Annotated in this window: 19 protein-coding genes; 1 reads left to right on the top strand and 18 read right to left on the bottom strand. The window is 38.6% G+C overall.

Going from position 1 to position 21577, the window contains the following annotated elements; genetic code table 11:
* Positions 1-34: 34 nt before the first annotated feature.
* The 4 genes from wecC to AC0L3W_RS03675 form a co-directional block, all read right to left on the bottom strand.
* Complete coding sequence (gene wecC / locus AC0L3W_RS03690; protein WP_290039202.1) at positions 35-1285, bottom strand: UDP-N-acetyl-D-mannosamine dehydrogenase; 1251 nt, start codon at positions 1283-1285, stop codon at positions 35-37.
* Positions 1286-1287: 2 nt separating this feature from the next.
* Complete coding sequence (wecB, locus tag AC0L3W_RS03685; RefSeq protein WP_409439649.1) at positions 1288-2409, bottom strand: non-hydrolyzing UDP-N-acetylglucosamine 2-epimerase; 1122 nt, start codon at positions 2407-2409, stop codon at positions 1288-1290.
* Between the two features lie 271 nt (positions 2410-2680).
* On the bottom strand, positions 2681-2905 hold the full coding sequence (locus tag AC0L3W_RS03680) for a DUF2835 domain-containing protein (protein ID WP_290039200.1): 225 nt from the start codon (positions 2903-2905) through the stop codon (positions 2681-2683).
* Positions 2905-3675, bottom strand: coding sequence for a methyltransferase domain-containing protein (locus tag AC0L3W_RS03675; protein WP_409439650.1), 771 nt, complete (start codon positions 3673-3675; stop codon positions 2905-2907). Before AC0L3W_RS03675 ends, AC0L3W_RS03680 begins: the two co-directional genes overlap by 1 nt.
* 277 nt (positions 3676-3952) lie before the next feature.
* Here AC0L3W_RS03675 and AC0L3W_RS03670 point away from each other — a divergent pair, with 277 nt between their 5' ends.
* Positions 3953-4756, top strand: coding sequence for an ElyC/SanA/YdcF family protein (locus tag AC0L3W_RS03670; RefSeq protein WP_409439651.1), 804 nt, complete (start codon positions 3953-3955; stop codon positions 4754-4756).
* A 47-nt stretch (positions 4757-4803) separates the two neighbouring features.
* Here AC0L3W_RS03670 and AC0L3W_RS03665 read toward each other — a convergent pair whose 3' ends face one another.
* The 14 genes from AC0L3W_RS03665 to AC0L3W_RS03600 form a co-directional block, all read right to left on the bottom strand.
* On the bottom strand, positions 4804-4986 hold the full coding sequence (locus AC0L3W_RS03665) for a DUF1737 domain-containing protein (protein WP_220149623.1): 183 nt from the start codon (positions 4984-4986) through the stop codon (positions 4804-4806).
* A gap of 167 nt (positions 4987-5153) precedes the next feature.
* Positions 5154-6608, bottom strand: coding sequence for a tRNA uracil 4-sulfurtransferase ThiI (gene thiI / locus AC0L3W_RS03660; protein ID WP_409439652.1), 1455 nt, complete (start codon positions 6606-6608; stop codon positions 5154-5156).
* Between the two features lie 91 nt (positions 6609-6699).
* Positions 6700-7233: a YaeQ family protein gene (locus AC0L3W_RS03655; RefSeq protein WP_290039196.1), complete on the bottom strand. Its 534-nt coding sequence runs from the start codon at positions 7231-7233 to the stop codon at positions 6700-6702.
* A 71-nt stretch (positions 7234-7304) separates the two neighbouring features.
* Positions 7305-8408, bottom strand: a complete 1104-nt coding sequence (gene leuB, locus AC0L3W_RS03650) for a 3-isopropylmalate dehydrogenase (RefSeq protein ID WP_409439653.1) — start codon at positions 8406-8408, stop codon at positions 7305-7307.
* Between the two features lie 213 nt (positions 8409-8621).
* The gene (gene oppF / locus AC0L3W_RS03645; RefSeq protein ID WP_409439654.1) at positions 8622-9611 is read right to left on the bottom strand and encodes a murein tripeptide/oligopeptide ABC transporter ATP binding protein OppF; all 990 of its coding nucleotides are present in this window, start codon (positions 9609-9611) and stop codon (positions 8622-8624) included.
* Complete coding sequence (gene oppD / locus AC0L3W_RS03640) at positions 9611-10576, bottom strand: ABC transporter ATP-binding protein (RefSeq protein ID WP_409439655.1); 966 nt, start codon at positions 10574-10576, stop codon at positions 9611-9613. Before oppD ends, oppF begins: the two co-directional genes overlap by 1 nt.
* A 19-nt stretch (positions 10577-10595) precedes the next feature.
* Positions 10596-11498: an oligopeptide ABC transporter permease OppC gene (gene oppC, locus AC0L3W_RS03635; protein WP_290039192.1), complete on the bottom strand. Its 903-nt coding sequence runs from the start codon at positions 11496-11498 to the stop codon at positions 10596-10598.
* An 11-nt stretch (positions 11499-11509) separates the two neighbouring features.
* Positions 11510-12430: an oligopeptide ABC transporter permease OppB gene (gene oppB / locus AC0L3W_RS03630; RefSeq protein WP_113817703.1), complete on the bottom strand. Its 921-nt coding sequence runs from the start codon at positions 12428-12430 to the stop codon at positions 11510-11512.
* A 125-nt stretch (positions 12431-12555) separates the two neighbouring features.
* Complete coding sequence (locus AC0L3W_RS03625) at positions 12556-14187, bottom strand: ABC transporter substrate-binding protein (protein ID WP_290039191.1); 1632 nt, start codon at positions 14185-14187, stop codon at positions 12556-12558.
* A gap of 776 nt (positions 14188-14963) precedes the next feature.
* Positions 14964-15719, bottom strand: coding sequence for a Nif3-like dinuclear metal center hexameric protein (locus AC0L3W_RS03620; RefSeq protein ID WP_290039190.1), 756 nt, complete (start codon positions 15717-15719; stop codon positions 14964-14966).
* 58 nt (positions 15720-15777) lie between these two features.
* Positions 15778-17535 (bottom strand): NosD domain-containing protein, encoded by a 1758-nt coding sequence (locus tag AC0L3W_RS03615; protein ID WP_409439656.1) that lies wholly within the window; start codon positions 17533-17535, stop codon positions 15778-15780.
* Between the two features lie 4 nt (positions 17536-17539).
* Complete coding sequence (locus AC0L3W_RS03610) at positions 17540-19528, bottom strand: transglutaminase TgpA family protein (RefSeq protein WP_409439657.1); 1989 nt, start codon at positions 19526-19528, stop codon at positions 17540-17542.
* Position 19529: 1 nt separating this feature from the next.
* On the bottom strand, positions 19530-20522 hold the full coding sequence (locus AC0L3W_RS03605; protein ID WP_409439658.1) for a DUF58 domain-containing protein: 993 nt from the start codon (positions 20520-20522) through the stop codon (positions 19530-19532).
* Positions 20523-21434, bottom strand: coding sequence for an AAA family ATPase (locus tag AC0L3W_RS03600; RefSeq protein WP_409439659.1), 912 nt, complete (start codon positions 21432-21434; stop codon positions 20523-20525).
* Between the last annotated feature and the right edge of the window lie 143 nt (positions 21435-21577).

Genomic DNA, 21577 nt, shown 5'->3' with positions numbered 1-21577 from the left:
TAAATACTTTACAGGGAAGTAATAGCCTATAAAGCTAAATAATACCCCGAGTATCAATGACGACTTTTGTTGCAAATTTAGTACGATCCGTCGCTTTAAATTGTTTATGGTCAACTAGCACCACAATTACATTGGCTTTGTCTAATGCCTCTTCAAGTGAAGTTAATTGTAGCCCTGATTTTGATAGTGACTCAGGTAGTTTTTTAATATTAGGCTCAACAGCAATAATATCAGCGAACCCTTTTGCTACGAGATCTTCAACAATATTTAAAGCAGGGCTTTCACGTAAATCATCAATATCCGCCTTAAACGCTAAGCCTAAACAAGCAATAACCGGACGTTTAAACTCATCTGCTGCACGTAATATTTGTTCAACAACATAATGTGGCTTGTCATCATTGATTAAACGCGCTTGCTTAATTATTTTGGCCTCTTCAGGGCAACTATCTACAATAAACCATGGGTCAACGGCAATACAGTGTCCACCGACACCAGGCCCTGGGTTTAATATGTTCACTCGAGGATGGCGATTCGCTAACCTGATTAACTCCCAAACATTGATTTTCAATTTATCACAAATTACTGATAATTCATTGGCAAAAGCAATGTTGACATCACGAAATGAGTTTTCTGTTAATTTAGCCATTTCCGCCGTACGCGCATTAGTGACGATACATTCACCACGTACGAATTTCTGATAAAGCTGAGTCGCTAATTGACTACAAGCACTGGACATACCACCTATCACTCGGTCATTAGAGACTAACTCTTGCAAGACATGCCCGGGTAACACGCGTTCAGGACAATGCGCAATTTTGATATCAGCTAGGTCACCTTTATCCTGTGGGAAAGACAAGTCTGGACGAGCTAATTTTAACCATCCCGCTAATTTTTCAGTGGTGCCTACAGGGGATGTTGATTCTAAAATGACGAGATTACCTTTGGTTAATACTGGGGCAATCATTTTTGCAGCAGACTCAATATAAGATAAGTCAGGAGAGTGTATTGCGTCTGCAGTTTGTTTAAAAGGAGTTGGTACTGCCACCATAAATACATCTGCCGGTTCAGCTTGCGTTGTTGCACGCAATTTACCCGTGGTCACAACACTGCGAACAACGATATCTAAATCGGGTTCAACAATATGGATTTTCCCTGCATTAATTGTTTCTACTGCTTCTTTAATAACATCAACACCGATTACATCAATACCACGTGAAGCAATCACTGCAGCGGTAGGTAATCCAATGTATCCTAAGCCAATAACTGAAACCGTTTGAAATGGCATAATCAATCCTTTAATAATTCATTTACTATTCGAGCGCTGGCTAAACCATCTCCGTAAGGGTTATGGGCTTTGGCCATAGTTTGATAACTGTTAACTTCTGTTAATAGTGCAAGTGTCTGTTCTGTGATGCATTGTACATCAGTCCCAACCAATTTAACTGTGCCAGCTACAATGGCTTCAGGTCTTTCCGTAGTGTCACGCATGACTAATACAGGCTTTCCTAATGAAGGGGCTTCTTCTTGAATTCCGCCTGAATCAGTAATGATCAAATAGCAACGATTCATTAAATATACGAAAGGTAAATAATCTTGAGGTTCAATTAAGTAAATATTATCAAACTGACTCAATAAACGATTAACCGGCTCTCGAACATTAGGATTAAGGTGCATTGGATAGACAATTTGTATATCCGGTTGGGCTTGGGCAATATTTGATAACGCTTCACAAATGCGTTCAAATCCACCTCCAAAACTTTCACGTCTATGACCTGTTACTAAAACCATTTTTCTATTGGCATCTAAAAAGGGAAACTGAACGTCTAAACTGCGTTGCAAAGCCCTATCTGATTCTAACTTATCTTTCACCCATAACAGTGCGTCAATCACTGTATTTCCTGTCACACTAATGTGCGCTTCATCAACCTGTTCCTTCAATAGGTTCTGTTTAGATAACTCCGTAGGAGCGAAATGATATCGTGTTAACACACCAGTTAATCGACGATTCGCCTCTTCTGGCCATGGTGAAGAAAGGTCGCCAGTTCTCAAACCTGCTTCTATATGCCCTATGTTGACCTGTTTATAAAAAGCCGCTAATGAAGCAGAAAAAGAGGTAGTAGTATCGCCGTGTACCAACACCACATCAGGTTGAAAATCATCCAAGACCTGCTTTAAACCATGTAGAATATTTTCAGTGACATCAAAAAGATCTTGCCCGGCTTTCATGATATTCAAATCATAGTCAGGTTTGATAGAAAAAAGTTGTAACACTTGATCTAACATCTCACGATGTTGTGCTGTGACGCAGACTTTACTCTCTATGGTTGGCTCCGCCGCTAGTTTATGTACTAATGGCGCCATTTTAATCGCTTCTGGACGAGTTCCAAAAACGGTTAATACTTTTTTCATGAAAAATCCTATAAAACGATATTGGCGGTACTAATAAAGCAAATAATTTGGGAAAAATTGATAATGCTTCCCAACCAAAAACAACTGAAAACCAATATGAGGGGAAACTTAATTTACTTTAGTAACAGAAAACTCCTTGTATTATATATAAAAAAAGTCAAATTCAAAGTAAAGACGCATGATAATTATACTAACCAGAGCAACTACTCAGTTAAGGGTACAACAATTACCCAGACAAAAAATAGCAAATAAAAGTCAAATGAAGAAAACACTAAGCATGGAGAAAAATTAACTGTTGAAATTTATTTTCATCAGTTAGTTGTAACTCAAAGTACCCTCTTACGCCTAGTTGTGTAAAAAATGGTACAAAGCGCATCGCAGGTAACTGAATGGTTTTTCCTTGCTCACTGCGGACTTTAACCACCGTATTAGGCACTCTATATAGTTTTTCAAACTCTTGATAATTAATATTAATTCTGAAATGGTAGGACTGCATTATCCTTCCCTCTTTAAGGTTAAATGCGTATACCTGCCCAATGAAGCATATGGCTCCTGATGGCAATAATTCATTTCCATCTTTAATAGTTGTTCAAAACTATTTTCAGCAACGTCAGGTGACTTCATGTAATCATGAATAACCCGAACACCTGTTTTCTGCACAGTCATCATACGGGCTTGCTTAAGCCAATTTAACACATCTCTTTCGTATAACGGATTAGTTGGTGATAAACGTACTACTTTTTTGCGAGGCATACCCAATTCTACAAAATTTAAATTACCTGAGACTAAATTAAAAAAGCGTTGGGCTTCTTTGTTATAAAACATTAATGACATTAATCCATCATCTTTAAGCCACTGTAATAAACTAGTTAAAGTCGCTTGCGGATCGGCTAGCCATTCTAAAACAGCATGATTTAAAATCAGATCAAATTGCCCAGTAACATGCTCAGATAATGATTGAATAGGACAGTGTAATAAGGTGACATTCTGTTGATAAGGTTGACCATCAAGTTGTGTTTTAGCAACTTTTAATAATTCACCGGAAATATCACATAATACTACTTGATGACCTAATGCCGCCATTTTTTGGCTAAAAAAGCCAAAGCCACCACCAGCATCTAAAACCCTTAGACACGGTTTATTTAAACGTTTAATACAATCTTGTAACTCCCGCCAAACCACTTCTTTACGGATCTTACCTTTGTCGCTGCCATAAATATTTTTTACAAATTTTTCTGCAATTGGGTCGAAGTTATGGTCATTCACTGCAATGTCTCTTTTCTCTAATTCAATAGTCCATTATACGTGATTTTAACCAAAAATAATCTATCTTGATAAGAGCAATACTCACGGAGTCAGCAAATAATTTCAGTTCACTTCACACAATAAATAATGATATTGTAACGCAAACATTCAACTAAATAGGTAGAAGTGAGTGAGCTAAATTGGTACATGAACCGTATCAATCTAATCACAGGTGTATTTACGCTAGGTTATTGATAAATATCATTTCACAACACAATAAATAACAAAAGGAATCTCGATGGAATTTATAATAAAAAAATGGGTTGGTGGATTATTAATGCCTCTCCCCTTCGCTTTATTATTACTGTTTGTCAGCCTTTTAATGTTGTTTTTTAGTGACCGTCAGGTGGTCGCAAAAATACTCACACTTTGTAGCTTTCTGATCTTACTTTCATTCAGTTTACTGCCTGCTGCATACCATTTAACTAAACCTTTAGAGCGTCAATATCCACCTTTGCTAGCAGCTGACCAATCCTTTGATTATATCTTAGTGCTAGGATCTTCTGGCATAGATGACCCGAACTTACCCGTTACTGGACAACTTTCAGCGACTGCTTTAAGCCGTTTTAGTGAAGTGCTTCGTTTACACTATGCAAACCCTGATGCGATGATTATTGTTTCTGGATCTGGTTTTGGAGATACGAAAAGCCATGCACAACTATTAGAGCAATTGGCCACCGAGTTAAACATACCAAAACAGAAGATTATTAGATTAGATTACACTCAAGATACAGCACAAGAAGCGAAAGTAATGTCATTAATTATCGATGGTAAGAAAGCAGCGTTAGTTACTTCTGCAACACATATGCCACGAGCAATGCAGTTATTTAAACGTTTCCATCAGTCTCCAACCCCGGCTCCGGCGATGTACCTTGCCAAAGACGATACGAATGGTTTACCTTGGTATACTTACATTCCATCAGCTTATCAGCTTTATAAATCAGAGCTCTCGATGCATGAATATTTGGGACAGTTACAGCAATGGATACTTAAGAAATTGCGCAAAGAAGAGATATTACCAGTACAAAGCAGTGTAGAATAAAACAAGCCTAGTTTAACTAGGCCTGCTTACTTGGGGTAGTTAGCTATTTATACCAGTTGAGAAGGTCTTTTAATGACAGCTTGGCCTACGACTACATGTTGCCCATTAAATGTCATTGTTGGAGACCCATAAAGCTCATAACCTTCACTTAACGCTTTAGTAATACGTTTACAAAACTCTGAATCATCTTTACCAGTAATTAATCTATAGTTATCAATTGAATGTGGCATATTTGGATATCCTTTTAATGATTTATGGAAGTAGCTTCAGGATACGACTTTTTATATTAAATCACCTATTAATTTTTAAAAAACTTTGAATTAAAAAGCTGATTGAATAAAAAAACGGCATATTTAATGCCGTTTTATCTCATAAACTGATTTAATCTTATGACTGACTAAGGTCTATATACCTTCACATTCTCATAACCCGCTTCTTTTAAGTACAAAGCTTGTAACTGACTCATCACGCCTCGTTCACAATAAAGTAAGTAAGTTTTACTTTGATCTAACTTTTCAAACTGATTCGCGAGTTTAAAGAAAGGGATATGTTTAATTTGAACACCGTCAATCTCTAATGGTTTTTCATCTTCCTCTTCTGCAGAGCGAATATCGAGTAAGATTTCATTTTCTGCGAATGCAGAAACAGACTCAACTTCAGGCACTTGCTGTTTAGCAGCTGCAGCAATCTCTTTAATATCCAATGTCACTGCATCAGCAACTACTTGATCAATTAAATCCATATTGAAGTTTGATTCTTCTTTCTGAATTTTACTCATCACAGCTTTAACTGTTGGACGCTGTGAAATAACACCACAATATTCAGGGATCGTTTCAGATATTTCAGCAGTGCCAATGTCACGAGCACAATCGATAATCTCTTGTTTATCAGTGGCCACTAATGGGCGCAGAATTAAGGTATCCGTTACTTGGTCAATCACTGAAAGGTTACGAAGTGTTTGACTTGACACTTGCCCTAAGGCTTCACCGGTTACTAGACCTTCAATCGCTAAATTATCAGCCACTTTACTCGCGGCACGCATCATCATACGTTTTAACACAACGCCCATTTGACCGTTATCTACTTTTTCAAGAATTTCTGCTACAACCGGTTCAAAAGGCACAGAAACAAATTTAACACGATGTGAAGCACCAAAACGCTCCCACAGATGATAAGCCACTTGTTTCACGCCAATTTCATGTGCAGCCCCACCAAGGTTAAAGAAACAGTAATGTACACGTGAACCACGTTTCAATAACTTGTAACTGGATACGCCAGAATCAAAACCACCTGAAATAAGCGATAATACTGACTCTTGTGTCCCTAGAGGAAATCCACCTAAACCTTGGTGACGTTGGTCAATCATAAACAATTTATCTTCGTTTATTTCAATATTAACGGTCACCTCTGGATTTTTTAATTTAACCGAAAGCGCTTCAGTATGTTGATTTAAACCACCACCAACATAACGTTCAACTTCATTTGAACCAAAGTCATGTGTCCCTATTCGTTTAGCACGAACACAGAATGTTTTACCTGCTAAGCTATCGCCAAAACAGTTTTTTGTTTGCTCATAAATATCATGAATATCAGTGAAAGTGGATTCAGTAACTTCTAAAAAGTGTGCAATACCTGGCGTGCTTTTCAGATAATGGATCACCTTCGCTTTATTATCTGGATCATTGTTTTCACTACGAACAATGATTTTATCCCACTCTAGAATTACCTTAATATCTTGATCATGGCGAGTTAGTACATTACGAATGTTTCCCTGTAGCATCTTGCTAAAGCGCTTACGCACAGGTTTACTTTTCATCATGATTTCAGGAAAAAGCTTAACGATAAATTTCATGGGGGTACCACTCTTGGATTCAGGACTGTGTTAATTTTAAGAAGTGCGGATTATACGCTGTGAATTGTAGTGTGCAATGTTTTACCTATGACTAACTTTTTAATGTCACTAGGTTAACTTCACAACTGCCTTTATCAGTGGCAATATAGAACACATTATCAGTCATGGTAATACTAAAATCCATCGTTCTCTCTACTAATGCAGCAAAGGCTTGAATTTGCTCAAACTCAAATTGATATACCTGCGCTTTAGTTGTGTTGAACTCTTTCTCTGACTGTTTCCACCACACATTCGACTTAGTATTAAAAGTATACACTTTCACACTTTTGGCTTGATGGCAGGCTTTTCTAATTCGCTCAAATGCAGGCTCCCCTACATCAATCCAACACAAAAATTCATCACTGTAGTTTTTTGCCCAAATATCAGGGTCATCGGCTTCACTTAATCCCTTAGTAAAGCTAAGAAACTCTTGATTATTCAATACAAAAGCAAGCGTACGAGTAACCATACGCTCAGTGGTTTCCGATGGATGTTGAGCAATCGTCAATGGGATCGTTTCATAAACATCATCATCTAAATTAGACACATTGATGTTCATTTTAATAATAGTCGGCTTTAATGCCATTTTACTTTCTCCAAAAAAAAACCACGTTATATAACGTGGTTTAACATTATCTAATCATTTATTAAAAATGATTATACAGGCATTTTAGCTAATTCTTCACAAACCATATCACCGAATTCAGCAGTACTTACTAAGTTCGCTTCACCTTCTTTAGATAGGTCTGATGTTGAGTAACCATTTGCAAATACACTTTGCATTGCAGCCCACAGGTTTTTCGCTTCTTTTTCCATACCAAAGCTCATTTCTAGCATTAGTGCAACAGAACCAATCATTGAGTATGGGTTAGCAATACCTTTACCAGCGATATCTGGTGCAGAGCCGTGTGATGGTTCGTAGTAAGATTTCTCAGGACCTTTACAAGCAGAAGGCATAAGGCCTAGAGAACCTAAGATACCGCCACCTTGGTCACTTAAAATGTCACCAAACATATTTTCCATTACCATTACGTCAAACATAGTTGGTTTTAGACATAGGTAAGTTGCAGCAGCATCAACAAGAATGTTGATTACTTCAACTTCAGGGAAGTTTTTGCTTTCTTCTTCAACAATTTCATTCCATAAAACACTTGATTTCAATACGTTTGATTTATGGATGTTGTGCATTACTTTTTTACGTTTCATTGAAACTTCAAAACCAACGCGGATAATTTGGCGAATTTGATCTTCATCGTATTCTAAAACTTCACGTACGAAACGCTTGCCTTGGGCATCAACACCTGTTTCTTTCTCACCAAAGTATAAACCACCTACTAATTCACGGATTAGCATGATGTCGATACCTTCACCCACTACCGACTCTTTTAATGGAGAAAAGTGTGCTAGGCCTTTTGGTAAGTAAACAGGACGGAAGTTAGCATAAGTATTGTAACGACGACGTAATGGTAATAATGCACCACGTTCAGGTTGTTCATCAACAGGGATTTTTTGAGAGTCTTCGTGATTTAAACCAATCGTACCTTTTAAGATAGCATCTGCTTTATCACAAGCCGCTTTTGTTTCTTCAGGGAAAGATTTGCCAGTTGCAAAGTAAGCAGCAGCACCAAATAATACGTCGTTTAATTCAAAGTTAACGTCAGCGTTACGCTCTTCAACTAATTTTAAAACCTTTACCGCTTCCTTCATAACTTCAGGACCGATGCCGTCACCAGCTAATAAAGCAATGTTATATGTAGTCATTATAATTCCCTAAATGATATTCGATTGTATTTCTTGGGGCACATAATAAGGTATAAATGGCGAGCATTTCAATGCATGAAGACATTTTTTACAATTTAATGAAAATAATAAGAAGATTTGATGTTTGAAATAGGGAAGTAACACCAATCACAAAATACTTTGATTGGTGTTTATCATCTTGCTTTAGATCACGTGGTAATACCGGTTAGTAAATTACACTTCTAAAATACAAGCAGTTGCGTGAGTTTCGCTACCTTTAAGCGGTGTTTCACAATGACTGCAGTTATCAACGGCAATAGGGCAACGTGTTCTAAATACACAACCCGATGGTGGATTCATCGGTGATGGTAAATCCCCCTCTAACATTTGTACTTTTTTATTTCGTTCAATATTAGGATCAGGAATTGGCACGGCAGACATCAGTGCTTTAGTGTAAGGATGTTTCGGATCGGCAAATAACTCATCACAAGTACCAAACTCGACAGCATTACCGAGATACATCACTAGCACACGGTCAGAGATATGTTTCACGACAGATAAATCATGAGCAATAAAGATCAGGCTTAACCCTAACTCTTTCTGTAATGATTTCAGTAAATTCACCACCTGTGCTTGAATTGATACATCTAAAGCAGACACAGGCTCATCACAGATAATCATTTTTGGTTTTAGAATCAGGGCACGTGCTATCCCGATCCGCTGACACTGACCACCAGAGAATTCATGTGGGTAGCGATTGATCACATTAGGTAATAAACCGACCTTATCCATGATCTCTTTCACCTGTGTTTTCACTTCCTGTTTACTTAACTTAGGATAAAAAGTCCGTAATGGCTCAGCAATAATATCTCCCACGTTCATGCGCGGATTTAACGACGCGAGTGGGTCTTGGAAAATCATCTGAATCTGTTTACGTTTATCACGCATTGCTTGCTCACTTAAGGTAGCTAGGTCTTCTCCTAACCACACCACTTGCCCTGAGCTTACTGGCACTAGCCCAATAATGGCTCGAGCGAGTGTTGATTTACCACAACCAGACTCCCCTACTACACCTAATGTTTCACCTTCATAGAGTTTAAGGTCAATACCATCCACTGCTTTTAAAGGGATCGGTTTTGCCCAAGGTAACAGTGATTTAGAAGGGATATTAAACTGTACTTTTAATGATTTAATATCGAGTATTAATTTTTTATCTGTTTCCATTACCATGACTCCCAATTAGAAAAACAAGCACGTGAACGCCCTTCAGCAAACGCCGTTAACTGTGGAGTTTGATCGCATTCCCCCTGTACCACTCGATGACATCTATCTTGGTAAGGGCAGCCTTGTGGTAAGTTTAATAAGTTAGGTGGATTACCAGGAATGGTGGGTAATTCATCTGCTTGGTTATCTAAACGAGGAATCGCTTTTAATAACCCTTCCGTGTAGGGATGGCTTGGTTGGTAAAATATCTCGTTAACCGATCCATATTCCATCGTACGTCCGGCATACATGACTAACACTTTATCGCAGCTCCCTGCCACTACGCCTAAGTCATGGGTGATCATAATAATCGCCGTATTAAATTTATGCTTTAATTCATTTAAGAGATCCATAATTTGCGCTTGAATGGTCACATCGAGTGCTGTTGTTGGTTCATCTGCAATGAGTAATTTAGGGCGGCACAGTAGCGCCATTGCAATCATTACACGTTGACGCATCCCCCCAGAAAACTCATGAGGGTACATATTAATACGACTGCGTGCCTCTGGTATTTTAACCGCTTCTAGCATTTCAACGGATTCTTCAAAAGCGGCTTTTTTACTTAACCCTTTATGCAAAATAAGCACTTCCATCATTTGCGCACTGACTTTCATATAAGGGTTCAATGATGTCATTGGATCTTGAAAAATCATCGCAATTTGCTCAGCACGGACTTTATTTAATTGTTTCTCCGGTAGATTAAGAATTTCATTACCTTCAAATTTTGCACTACCAGAAATAATGCCATTTTTTGCCAATAATCCCATTAAAGCAAACACTGTCTGTGATTTACCTGAACCCGATTCACCAACAATCCCCAGTGTCTCGCCTGGTTGCAGTGAAAACGTTAAATCGTTAACGGCTGTAACATTACCGTCTTGGGTAGTGAACTCCACATGGAGATCTTGTACATCTAATAAACTCATTTTTGTTTCCTTAATGCAACTATCGGTCTTTTGGATCTAACGCATCACGTAGACCATCACCAATATAGTTAAAACAAAATAACGTGATCACCATAAAAGCAGCCGGAAAACCTAATTGCCAAATTGCCACTTCCATACTTTGTGCTCCCTCTTGCAATAACGCTCCCCAACTGGTCATTGGCTCTTGCACACCAAGCCCTAAAAAGCTTAAGAAGGATTCAGTCAAGATCATACTAGGTACTAGTAGCGTGGAGTAAACGGCAACAATCCCCAACACATTAGGAATAATGTGGCGGCGAATAATATTCCATTTACTCACACCCGATACATGTGCCGCTTCAATAAACTCTTTGCTACGTAAGCTCAGTGTTTGTCCACGCACGATACGCGCCATGTCTAACCAAGCAATCGCACCAATAGCCACAAAAATAAGTACAATATTGCGCCCAAAAAAGGTGACTAATACAATCACTAAGAACATAAAAGGAATAGCATAGAGGATTTCTAAAACACGCATCATAATTCGGTCAACTTTACCGCCAATGAAGCCAGACGTTGCACCGTAGACAGTACCAATAATCACAGCAACAACCGCTCCAAGTACACCTACCATCATGGAGATGCGTCCGCCAATAAAGGTACGAACAAAGAGATCCCGGCCTAAGCTATCGGTACCAAATAAATGCGTTGCAGATGGTCCTTCATGTAACGCGTACCAATCGGTATCATCATAGGCAAACTCAGCCATCATCGGCACAAAAATAACGGCTAATACAATCGCGGCTAAGATAACTAAACTGACCATCGCCGCTTTGTTACGCATAAAACGAATTCGTGCATCTTGCCAAAGGCTACGACCTTGTATTTCTAGGTTGCTAGAAAAGGCTTCCACCGCCTCCACATTTTGTTTTTTTGTAAACATCTACTCAGTCCTTAATAGCGAATTTTTGGATCAACATACGCCAATAAAATATCTACAATGGCGTTAAATACGATAAACAATAATCCAATTAAAATGGTGATCCCCATTACTAACGAGTAATCTCGATTAAATGCAGCGTTAACAAATAGTTTGCCAATACCAGGTAAACCAAAGATAGTTTCAATAACAACGGAACCAGTAATAATCCCCACAAAGGCAGGCCCCATATAAGAAACAACAGGTAACATGGCAGGTTTTAAGGCGTGGCGCAGTACGATATAAGAGAAGCTTAAGCCTTTTGCACGTGCAGTTCTGATAAAGTTACTATTAAGTGTTTCAATCATGCTACCGCGTGTAATACGCGCAAAGGTTGCCACATACATCATCGCCATCCCTAACACTGGCAACACCATGTACTTCAACGATCCATCAAACCATCCACCAGCTGGGAACCAACCTAAGCCAATGGAAAAGATATAAATAAGTACAGGTGCTAATACAAAGGATGGCATGACAATGCCGAGCATCGACGTTGACATTAAGCCATAATCAAGCCACGTATTTTGCTTTAGTGCCGCGATGGTACCAATTGCAACACCACACACGAGGGCAAAGATAAAAGCAAAAGCTCCAATTTTTGCTGAAACGGGTAAAGCAGCAACCACCAGCTCATTAACGGTAAAGTCTTGGTATTTAAATGATGGCCCTAAATCACCCTGTAGCACATTGGTTAAGTAGGTGGTGTATTGTTCAAAAACAGGTTTATCCAAACCATATTTTGCATTGATGTTTTGCATTACCTGCGGGGGTAGTTCACGTTCACTGGAAAAAGGACTTCCTGGTGCAAAGCGCATCAAAAAGAAAGAAACAGTAATTAAAACTAACAGTGTAGGAATAGCCTCGATCACTCTCTTTAAGATAAATTTAAACATAACATTCTCAATTTAATAGATCACAACAGGCACACTAATCATGTTGATCAGCGTGCTTGATATGATACAAAATAGATAATGGGAGGCGTTAACCTCTCACCTTAAATGGTATAAAACCTCAGCGATTAATCTGCGATGATATACATATTTTTAGAATAGTTTTTATCTTCGGCATTATGATGGGCATAACCGCCGACATGCGGGTTGAGTAGACGAGCTTTAACATATTGGTAGATTGGAATAATCGGCATATCTTTAGCAAGTAATGCTTCTTGTGCATAATATAGCTTCTGGCGCTCTTCCTCTGAAGTACTGAGAATCGCTTGTTCCGTTAGCTTATCGTACTCTGCACTTTTATAATGTACACCACCAGTGGTGTTGTTACCTTCCATTAACGAAGTGAAAGTAGAAGCTTCATTGTAGTCACCACACCATGAAGCACGTGCAGCTTGGAAGTTACCTTGGTTTTTAGTTTCTAGGTAAGTTTTCCACTCTTGATTTTCTAAAGTCACTTCAACACCTAGGGTTTTCTTCCACATTGAGCCGATTGCAACGGCTAACTTTTTGTGGTTTTCACTGGTATTGTAAAGTAGCGAAAACTTAAGTGGATTAGCTGCGTTATAACCGGCTTCTTCTAATAATTTCTTAGCTTCTGCATTACGCTCTTTTTGAGTGAGTTTTGCATAAGGGGGTAATACCGGATCAAAATGCGCCACAATTTCAGGCGTTAATCCATAAGCAGGCTTTTCGCCTTTACCTAGTAAAAACTTAGCGATTACATCACGATCAATGGCATAAGACACTGCTTTACGGACACGTAGATCATCAAAAGGCGCTTTATGCGTGTTTAAACTGTAATAATAAGTACACAGGTCGCCTTTGATCGCGAGTGACTCTGCATGCTCTTTCTTTAAACGTTTAAAATGCTCATTTGGCACGTCGTAAGTCATATCTATTTCACCGGCAAGAAAACGATTCATTTCAGCGACATAGTTTTCTAATGGCAGATAAGTCACTTTAGTCAAAACCGTTTTATCATTATCCCAATAGTTTTTATTCGGTGTCATTTCAATGCGCTCATTCACCACCCATTTGCTCATCACAAAAGCGCCATTACCTACAAAGTTTTCAGGCTTAGTCCACTGCTCACCATACTTTTCAACCGTCGCTTTATGTACTGGCATCATGGTGGTATGTCCCATCATCATGACAAAATAAGGAACAGGTGTCGCGAGCTTAACTTCGAAGGTGTAGTCATCTATTGCTTTAACACCTAATGTGCTTTTATCTTTTTTACCGGCAATGATATCTGCAGCGTTTAACATGGTGGTCATATCCAAATACCATGAATAAGGAGACGCTGTTGCGGGATCGACTGCACGTTGAAAGCTGTATACAAAATCATGCGCTGTGACGGGATCACCATTAGACCATTTAGCATTTTTACGGAGATGGAAAATAAAGGTCTTATTGTCCGTAGTTTCCCAACTTTCGGCTACGCCAGGGATAGTATTTCCCTCAGCATCCTGTGTCACCAATCCTTCTAACAAATCTAAAATAACATTAGATTCAGGTACACCTTGTGTTTTATGTGGGTCAATTGACGCCACCTCTGAACCATTTCCTTTTACTAGTTCTTGTTTCTCAGCGAGCTTAGTACCAGCCGGTACGTCAGCAGCAATCGCTGTAAATGAAGAAGCTGCAAAAGAAAGGCTTAAACCGGCGAGTAACGCTTTTGTTATATTATTTTTATTCACGCTTAATTCCTTTAATTGTATTCGGTTTGTGCATTTTGAAGATATATTTCAGTTTATATTTAATTAACTCCAGTAAGGTAAGCAAGATAAGAGTCAAATAGAAAACACATATAAATCATAAAGATAAAAACAAAACACATAATAGAAAAGATAAGTTGCACCAAAATAGGGAGGCATATTAATTTATAGTAATGAGAATCGCCTGTATTTCAACCAATAGATGGATAAGCCATATTCAGTTGATGGCACTGCTTATAAATTAACTGCTATACGATAATGGTTAATATCATTCCATGATGTAAAAAATGTTAAGGGATTGTATTATCCTGATATTTACAATCACCCAGTTCGATTAGCATAGAGATAAATTCCCTACAATAAGGTTGAATAGCACCTTACTGAATAAAACCAATCACACTAATTAACTGATCTATTTTGCTTGTTAAAATGGCTTATTTCTTCGTTGTACATTTCATAAAGGAAATAGCCATTGAAGAATGAACTAAGACATTTTCCCACGCAAAATTTAGATCACTTATTTAATATAATTGGTGTAAGAACTTACACTGGGCAAACTAGCATTTATAATAATAAGTTATTATAGGAATCATAATATTTTGTTATGTTTATCTCACTTCAGCTATAAAACAAGAATAAAACACCTATAAAAAGGTTAACTATCTCTATGAATTATAAGGGGGGATAAAAGAAAACATGAGTGAATAATGCATAATTAAAAATGCATTATCCATTATAAAATAAAAGTATTTTGAATCTTAGACAGGATTATCAATATCAATAAATGTGACTTCAAACCCCATTTCATTGGCTAACCACTCACCTAATGCTTTAGCACCATAACGTTCTGTTGCATGATGGCCTGCAGCAAAATAATGAATCCCCATCTCTTTAGCGATATGTACTGTGCGTTCCGATATTTCACCGCTAATAAAGGCATCAATCCCTTGTTCAGCAGCAATCGTAATATAATCTTGTCCACCACCCGTACACCAAGCAATAGTTTTAATCTCAGGTTTGCCACCGTCGATCCATAAAGGTTCACGATCGAGTTGCTGAGTAATGGTCTCTGATAAAGCCTGTGGCGTAATCGCTTGTTCAAACTTACCCACTCGACCAACACTACGTTTGTCCCATGGCTCTAATGGGCGTCTATCTGTGATACCTAATAATTTAGCTAATTGTTTATTATTGCCCAGTTCAGGATGCACATCCAAAGGGAGATGGTAAGCATACAGATTAATATCATTTTTGATTAATGCCTTGATACGATTATATTTCATCCCAACAATCTGTTGCGCTTCACCTTTCCAAAAATATCCATGATGAACTAAAATGGCATCGGCGTTTAATTCGATGGCAGCATCAATTAAAGCTTGATTGGCCGTTACTCCGGTTACTATTTTTTTTACTTGCTCTTTTCCTTCAATTTGCAAACCATTAGGGCAATAATCTTTAAATTGATGGATTTCTAAAAATTGATCTAGCTTGTTAGCAAGTTTACGATTGTTCATAGGCTTCACTTTTAAATTAGAGGACTGTTGTTATAACCTATCATGATAAAGGTAAAGATTACTTTTGAACATATTCAAAGGCACCAATATCAGGATTTTCTCCGTGATAAACTAATGAAACCTGATCGCCTTTTTGCCATGTGACTGCTTTATCGAGATGAATTAGACGCTGTTCAGGGGTAATGTTAACAATCGTCGCATATTGTAATCTACCCGTGGATCTTGATCGAACTACGATCTTATCACCGTGTACGCCTGCGATCCCCTGTCCGTCAAAAAAGAACTGACTATCACTAACTTCGATGACTTTACCCGCCCCACTGGCACTACGGATTGCGGTTAATAAGACACCTGCATCGATCATCGGACTGTGCGTGGAGAGGTGATAATTAGATTCAACCGGATCTACAAATAGAGGGTCAATCGCTAAAGTACCTTTAAACTGTACAGGGATAAAACTACCTTCAAAATCATACACACTCATTTGTTTGTTGCTACCCCATAACCCAATCACTTTATTACTTTGCTCACTACCGATATTATTATTTAAAAACCATTGGTCTCCTTCACCAGCAATAAATAAAACCTGCTTCGCACTGATGTCTTTGCATTGATTTGCACTTAACCCTTGGTTGTTCCAGAGAATATTATTAACAAACTGGTTATCTTCAAAGCGTTTTTGCCAACGACCCACGGCGATACCAACACACCAATTATCATGGAAGGTGTTGTTATAAATACGATTACCATAATTATAGGCAGCTTCTGTTTGATAACTCGCTAAACTAAGACCAACGTTGGTGTGGTAAAAAACATTAAAGCGAATAATTCCATTTTGCCCCGCGTATTGAATACCGTTACCGCCGCTGGCTGAATAGTAGCGTACGGCGTCTTTGAAAATATTGTGCTCAATAACATTATATTGACTTGTATCTAAAACAGGCTGAACTTGTTTAAAGCGGCCATTGCCATGCCAATTCATGGTTGCTGATTCACAATCAAATACAGAGCCAATTTTCTGTTTTTTATTGCTAAATATATTACCTCTAATGACATTAAAACTGCCACATTTTATATTCCATAGATCATGGCCAGCTAATGACATCTCGTTACCTTCTACTAAATTGTAGTTGGAGTGCACTAAGGCTAATAGGTCCGTGCCCTTCTGAAAGTGGTTATTAAGAATGCTATTGTGATGGCTAAAAGCAATGTATAAACCGCCACGTTTACTTGCCCCTTTACCGTTATTATAAAGACTAGAACCACTGAAGTGGTTATCAGAAAAAATATTGTGATGGGCATTAATAAAGCGCCCAAATCCAATGCTCTTTTCTACTGTTAATCCATTAACTAAATTATAAGACACTTCATCTAACCATATAGCACCGTATTGTTCGCCTTGATCTTGAGAGTTAACACCAGTGATAATGACAGGTTCATGTTGAAATGCGCTAAAACCAATATAAGCCAAGGCAGTCCCGTTTTGGACCAAGTGTAAAACTTGCTGATAACGACCAGCACGAATCAAGAATAGATCTCCCGGCTTAGCCATTGCCGTCGCTTCAGTAAGACTGGGTACAGCTAAGGGCAAACTTTTATCATTGGCACATTGACGACGATTCAGATCATAATGTTGGCAAGCCTGCTGAAGCTGTTGATCGACAAATATATTACGTGTGAATGCGGGTACAGCGAAACGTTCAATTACTTTGTTCAAAGATGTTGAAATTAATGAATTAGCATTCACAGGAGAACTCATCAACGCCATATACAAAAATAGATGACCTAAGAGCAAAAAATGAAATTTATTGAGCATATCATCACTCCTTGGGAAACCGTTTTAACGCTGTCATTAACTGTTGCTGATTATCTTCCTTAGGGTCATACAAAGCAGCTTGAGATAAAGCCCCAAGGCGTTGACAAGCCTCTAATAATTGCGGCTGTTTCGTCCCTAACCGTAAACAAAACTGTGCTAAGGTTTCATGATCTGCACGTTGTAATTTCCATTGCTGGCAGGTTTTATCAAATTGAGACAAGCTTTTTTGTAACGGGCTACGAGCTTGCCATTTGGGGCGAATAACCAAAGTAATATAACAGCCCATTAACGATGAAATAATGGCTAAAAATATTAAACCAACCCGCCAAGGCTCTTTGCCACCAAATAATTGTTTAAGTAATTGGTTTTGTTGTTGCGCATCGTAACTAAGTACCCAACGACTCCATAAGTAGTTTGCAGCATCAAAACGATGACGTAAATGAGTTAACCATTGTGGCGCGCTAAATTGCCCTGCTGCTATACGACTTCTATCTGCTGCTTGTAATGCATTATCAATTCCTTGCTCCACACGTTGTGGGGCAACGGCACTCGTTGGGTCGACACGTTGCCAACCAATCCCAGTTAACCACACTTCTGTCCATGCATGTGCATCGGCTTGTCGGATACTCCAATAATTCTCAGAAGCATCATAACGACCTCCTTGGTAACCCACCACAACTCTTGCTGGAATATCAGCTGCACGCATTAGCACCGTAAAGCTACTAGCGAAGTGCTCACAAAACCCCTGCTTTGAAGAAAATAAAAAGTCATCAACGCTATTCTCCCCCAGTAACGGTGGACTTAACGTATAGTAGAAATCTTGATGATAAAAAGCTAAAGCTTTGGCAATAATTGCATCAGGTGAGCCTAAGGTATTACGCCACGTTTTTGCCAGAGCCACCGCTTTAGGGTTAAACCCTTCTGGCAAAGTAGTTAATTGCTCGCGTTGTTGTGAAGATAATTCATGAATTAAAGTATCTCGAGGGTTCACACTCGCCACTTGGTATTGTAAACGAGTGTTTAACGGCTCTCGTGCAACCAATAAACCATTGCTGGTTATTCGAGAACGGACTGCACCGGTATTCGCTTTGATAGGGTTTGCTAAACTAAACAACCAAGGGTAACGATGCGCTTCCATCAGTACTTCATAATTAACCGTTTCTACATCACCTTGTTTAGCAATAGGGGCTATATCTGTAAAGTGAGGGTGTCTTGGTCGTGTCCAAGTTCGTCCATCGAAGTTTTCAAGTATTAACCCTCGCCAATACAATTCACTTTGTCTTGGCGTTGAATCATCAAGGAAAGTTACCCTAAAAGCAGTGCCAGTAGATTGCACTAAACTACCAATATCACCTGGTGATAAAGTTTCACTAAAACCTGTTTGTGCTTGTTGATTTAATAAAGGCGTATGCCATAAAGGGCCAAGCCGAGGCATCACTACAAACATTACCAACATTAACGGTATCGCTTGTAACAATAAAATACTACCGCTTGTTAATTTATGCTTTACAGCTAATTCACGCGTGGCATAAATAGTTTTCCAAGCGGTGATCAATACCATGCAAGAAACAGCCGCATATAAAGTAGCCCAGATAGACTGAATAAAAAGAAACTGTGCCGCTACTGCAATAAAACCAATAAAAATGATTAATAAGCCGTCTTTTCTACTGCGTAGCTCTAATAACTTAATAATAAAAGTAAAGACCAAAAAGCCGACCATAGCCTCCACACCAAAAGCACCTTGATAAGTTAGAAGCAACCCAGCAATTGCTGCAATACTAATAGCCAATTTACTTATACTGCCAGGAAACTGACGTTGCCCTGCATGAATTTTCCATCTCCAATATAAGGATCCGCCCCATATCACCCATAACCACATTGGGAGTTGCATTAATAAAGGTAAAATAACCACACCTTGCGCAACTAATAACCATAGCAAGTTATCATGTCGGATCAATTTCTGTTGTTGGAAAATATCCTGTGGATTTTGCATATTACAGAGTACCTCCATCAATATTAAAACGAGCCAATGAAGTTAGTACATTTAAACGGTGCTGTTCACCTATGTTCGGTTTAATCTGTTTATTAGGCAGGGATAAACCATAGGGTTGTTGAATACTTTCAAAATGTAGAGCCCAATAGCAAAGAGCACTTAACCTTTGTTCTCCCTGATACAGACTAAATTCATCCCAATTGAGCCAACAATCACGCTGTAATTGCGCAGTATATTGCTTAGAATATAAACCTTGTTCGCGCGCATAATGTTTCCAAGCAATATGTTTTATAGGATCACCTGCCCGATAAACTCTCAAACCATCAAAATCATCAGTCCCCTGCCCTCCACTTCCTTGCTCACCAGTTTCACCGCGACTTAATTGTGTCGGAAAAGGCCCTTTGATTGGTTGAGGAAAAACAACAGCTGAGGTTTGTAAATTTACCCATGTCCAACAACGGATCACCCCTAAAGGAAAGGCACTTTCTATAAGCAACTTTCCAGGTCGTAATATGCCTCGCTTATTGGCAAGTAAAGGTATTTGTACCGACAGTATTTGACCACCTTGCAGATCAAAACAAGCAGGCTCTCCTTGCCTCCAGCGAACCATTAGGTTTTCATAGTTTCTATGACGGTGGCCACTGAGCTGTAAACTAAAATGAGCTATGTCATTAACAAATACAGGCTTAACCCCAAGTATTTTAATGGTTAATCCAGCTAAGTTGGCATAGGTATGGAAGATCGCCACTATCATTAAACTTAATAATAAATAACTTAACGCCAGCACCAAGTTATTTTGATAACTAGTGCCAAGTAACCAAAGAATAAAACTTAATGCAAATAGACATAATCCAGTTAGGCTTGGAAATATATATAAATTTTTTCTGTTAAGAAGCACTTCTTTTGCCATCGGGTTACGTTTATCTACCCATTTAAAAAAGCGCTTTTGTAAAGCGGATATTGGGGCGGAAAAATCTTCTTTTTGTTTACTCATTTAAACAATTACCGCTACCGATGTTAATAAGTAATCAATAAGATCATGTTCATGCTCAACGTCACCACCTCGAACTCTATGTCCTAATACAGCAGCAGCAACTTCTTGTATATCTTCTGGAATGACATAATCACGTCCTGCTAATAAGGCCCATGCCTTTGCAGCACTTAACCATGCAAGTGCCCCTCGTGGAGATAAACCATAGGTAAAGTGTCCATCTTCACGAGTAAAGGTAACTAATTTTTGTAAATAGTCGAGTAACGCATCGCTACAACGCACCCCGCTGACCTCTTGTTGTAATTTATGTAACTGTTGATGGGTTATAACAGGCTGCATATCAGTAATGCGTTGGCGAGGGTCAATACCCTGCAACAATAAACGCTCTGATTGATGATCAGGATAACCTAAGCTGAGGCGCATCAAAAAGCGATCTAATTGCGATTCAGGCAACATAAAAGTACCAGATTGAGAGCTAGGGTTTTGTGTAGCAATCACAAAAAACGGTGAAGGTAATAAACGCGTTTCACCTTCAATACTTACTTGACCTTCCTCCATTGCTTCTAATAAAGCACTTTGCGTTTTGGGGGTGCTGCGATTTATCTCATCTGCTAATAGTAACTGTGTGAAGATAGGGCCAGGGTGAAATGTAAATTGTGATTGATGCTTATCAAACACCGCTGCACCTAAAATATCAGCGGGTAATAGGTCACTGGTAAATTGTACGCGTTGATAATCTAAGCCTAGTACTTTACCTAAACAATGAGCGAGTGTGGTTTTCCCCATTCCTGGCAAATCTTCTAGTAAGAGGTGGCCTCGACCAATCAAGCAGGCAACGGCTAATTTTACCTGTTTTTCTTTTCCCAATAAAACGTGACTAACAGCTGTGACGATATCATTCAGCAATGGTTGCATTGATTATCCCTATCATGATGATACCGATCTACGCATTTAATGAACGGTATTAAAGTTATATTAAACGTAAATAATACTAATCATAATAGAGTAGTTGTTATCGTTAATGAAGTGATTTAAATAATTGAAAATTAATAAGAGAT

This window comes from Psychromonas sp. KJ10-5 (genome assembly GCF_055808325.1).
The sequence above is the reverse complement of the archived record's forward strand: the minus strand, read 5'-3'. Positions and strand labels throughout refer to the sequence as shown.

Coding starts and splice junctions, on each gene's coding strand:
- AC0L3W_RS03680 (WP_290039200.1), bottom strand. CDS start 2,905: ATGCAGTCCTACCATTTCAGAATTAATATTAATTATCAAGAGTTTGAA.
- AC0L3W_RS03605 (WP_409439658.1), bottom strand. CDS start 20,522: ATGAGTAAACAAAAAGAAGATTTTTCCGCCCCAATATCCGCTTTACAA.
- AC0L3W_RS03610 (WP_409439657.1), bottom strand. CDS start 19,528: ATGCAAAATCCACAGGATATTTTCCAACAACAGAAATTGATCCGACAT.
- wecC (WP_290039202.1), bottom strand. CDS start 1,285: ATGCCATTTCAAACGGTTTCAGTTATTGGCTTAGGATACATTGGATTA.
- thiI (WP_409439652.1), bottom strand. CDS start 6,608: ATGAAATTTATCGTTAAGCTTTTTCCTGAAATCATGATGAAAAGTAAA.
- oppF (WP_409439654.1), bottom strand. CDS start 9,611: ATGGAAACAGATAAAAAATTAATACTCGATATTAAATCATTAAAAGTA.
- oppB (WP_113817703.1), bottom strand. CDS start 12,430: ATGTTTAAATTTATCTTAAAGAGAGTGATCGAGGCTATTCCTACACTG.
- AC0L3W_RS03670 (WP_409439651.1), top strand. CDS start 3,953: ATGGAATTTATAATAAAAAAATGGGTTGGTGGATTATTAATGCCTCTC.
- oppC (WP_290039192.1), bottom strand. CDS start 11,498: ATGTTTACAAAAAAACAAAATGTGGAGGCGGTGGAAGCCTTTTCTAGC.
- leuB (WP_409439653.1), bottom strand. CDS start 8,408: ATGACTACATATAACATTGCTTTATTAGCTGGTGACGGCATCGGTCCT.
- AC0L3W_RS03620 (WP_290039190.1), bottom strand. CDS start 15,719: ATGAACAATCGTAAACTTGCTAACAAGCTAGATCAATTTTTAGAAATC.
- AC0L3W_RS03600 (WP_409439659.1), bottom strand. CDS start 21,434: ATGCAACCATTGCTGAATGATATCGTCACAGCTGTTAGTCACGTTTTA.
- AC0L3W_RS03665 (WP_220149623.1), bottom strand. CDS start 4,986: ATGCCACATTCAATTGATAACTATAGATTAATTACTGGTAAAGATGAT.
- AC0L3W_RS03655 (WP_290039196.1), bottom strand. CDS start 7,233: ATGGCATTAAAGCCGACTATTATTAAAATGAACATCAATGTGTCTAAT.
- wecB (WP_409439649.1), bottom strand. CDS start 2,409: ATGAAAAAAGTATTAACCGTTTTTGGAACTCGTCCAGAAGCGATTAAA.
- AC0L3W_RS03615 (WP_409439656.1), bottom strand. CDS start 17,535: ATGCTCAATAAATTTCATTTTTTGCTCTTAGGTCATCTATTTTTGTAT.
- oppD (WP_409439655.1), bottom strand. CDS start 10,576: ATGAGTTTATTAGATGTACAAGATCTCCATGTGGAGTTCACTACCCAA.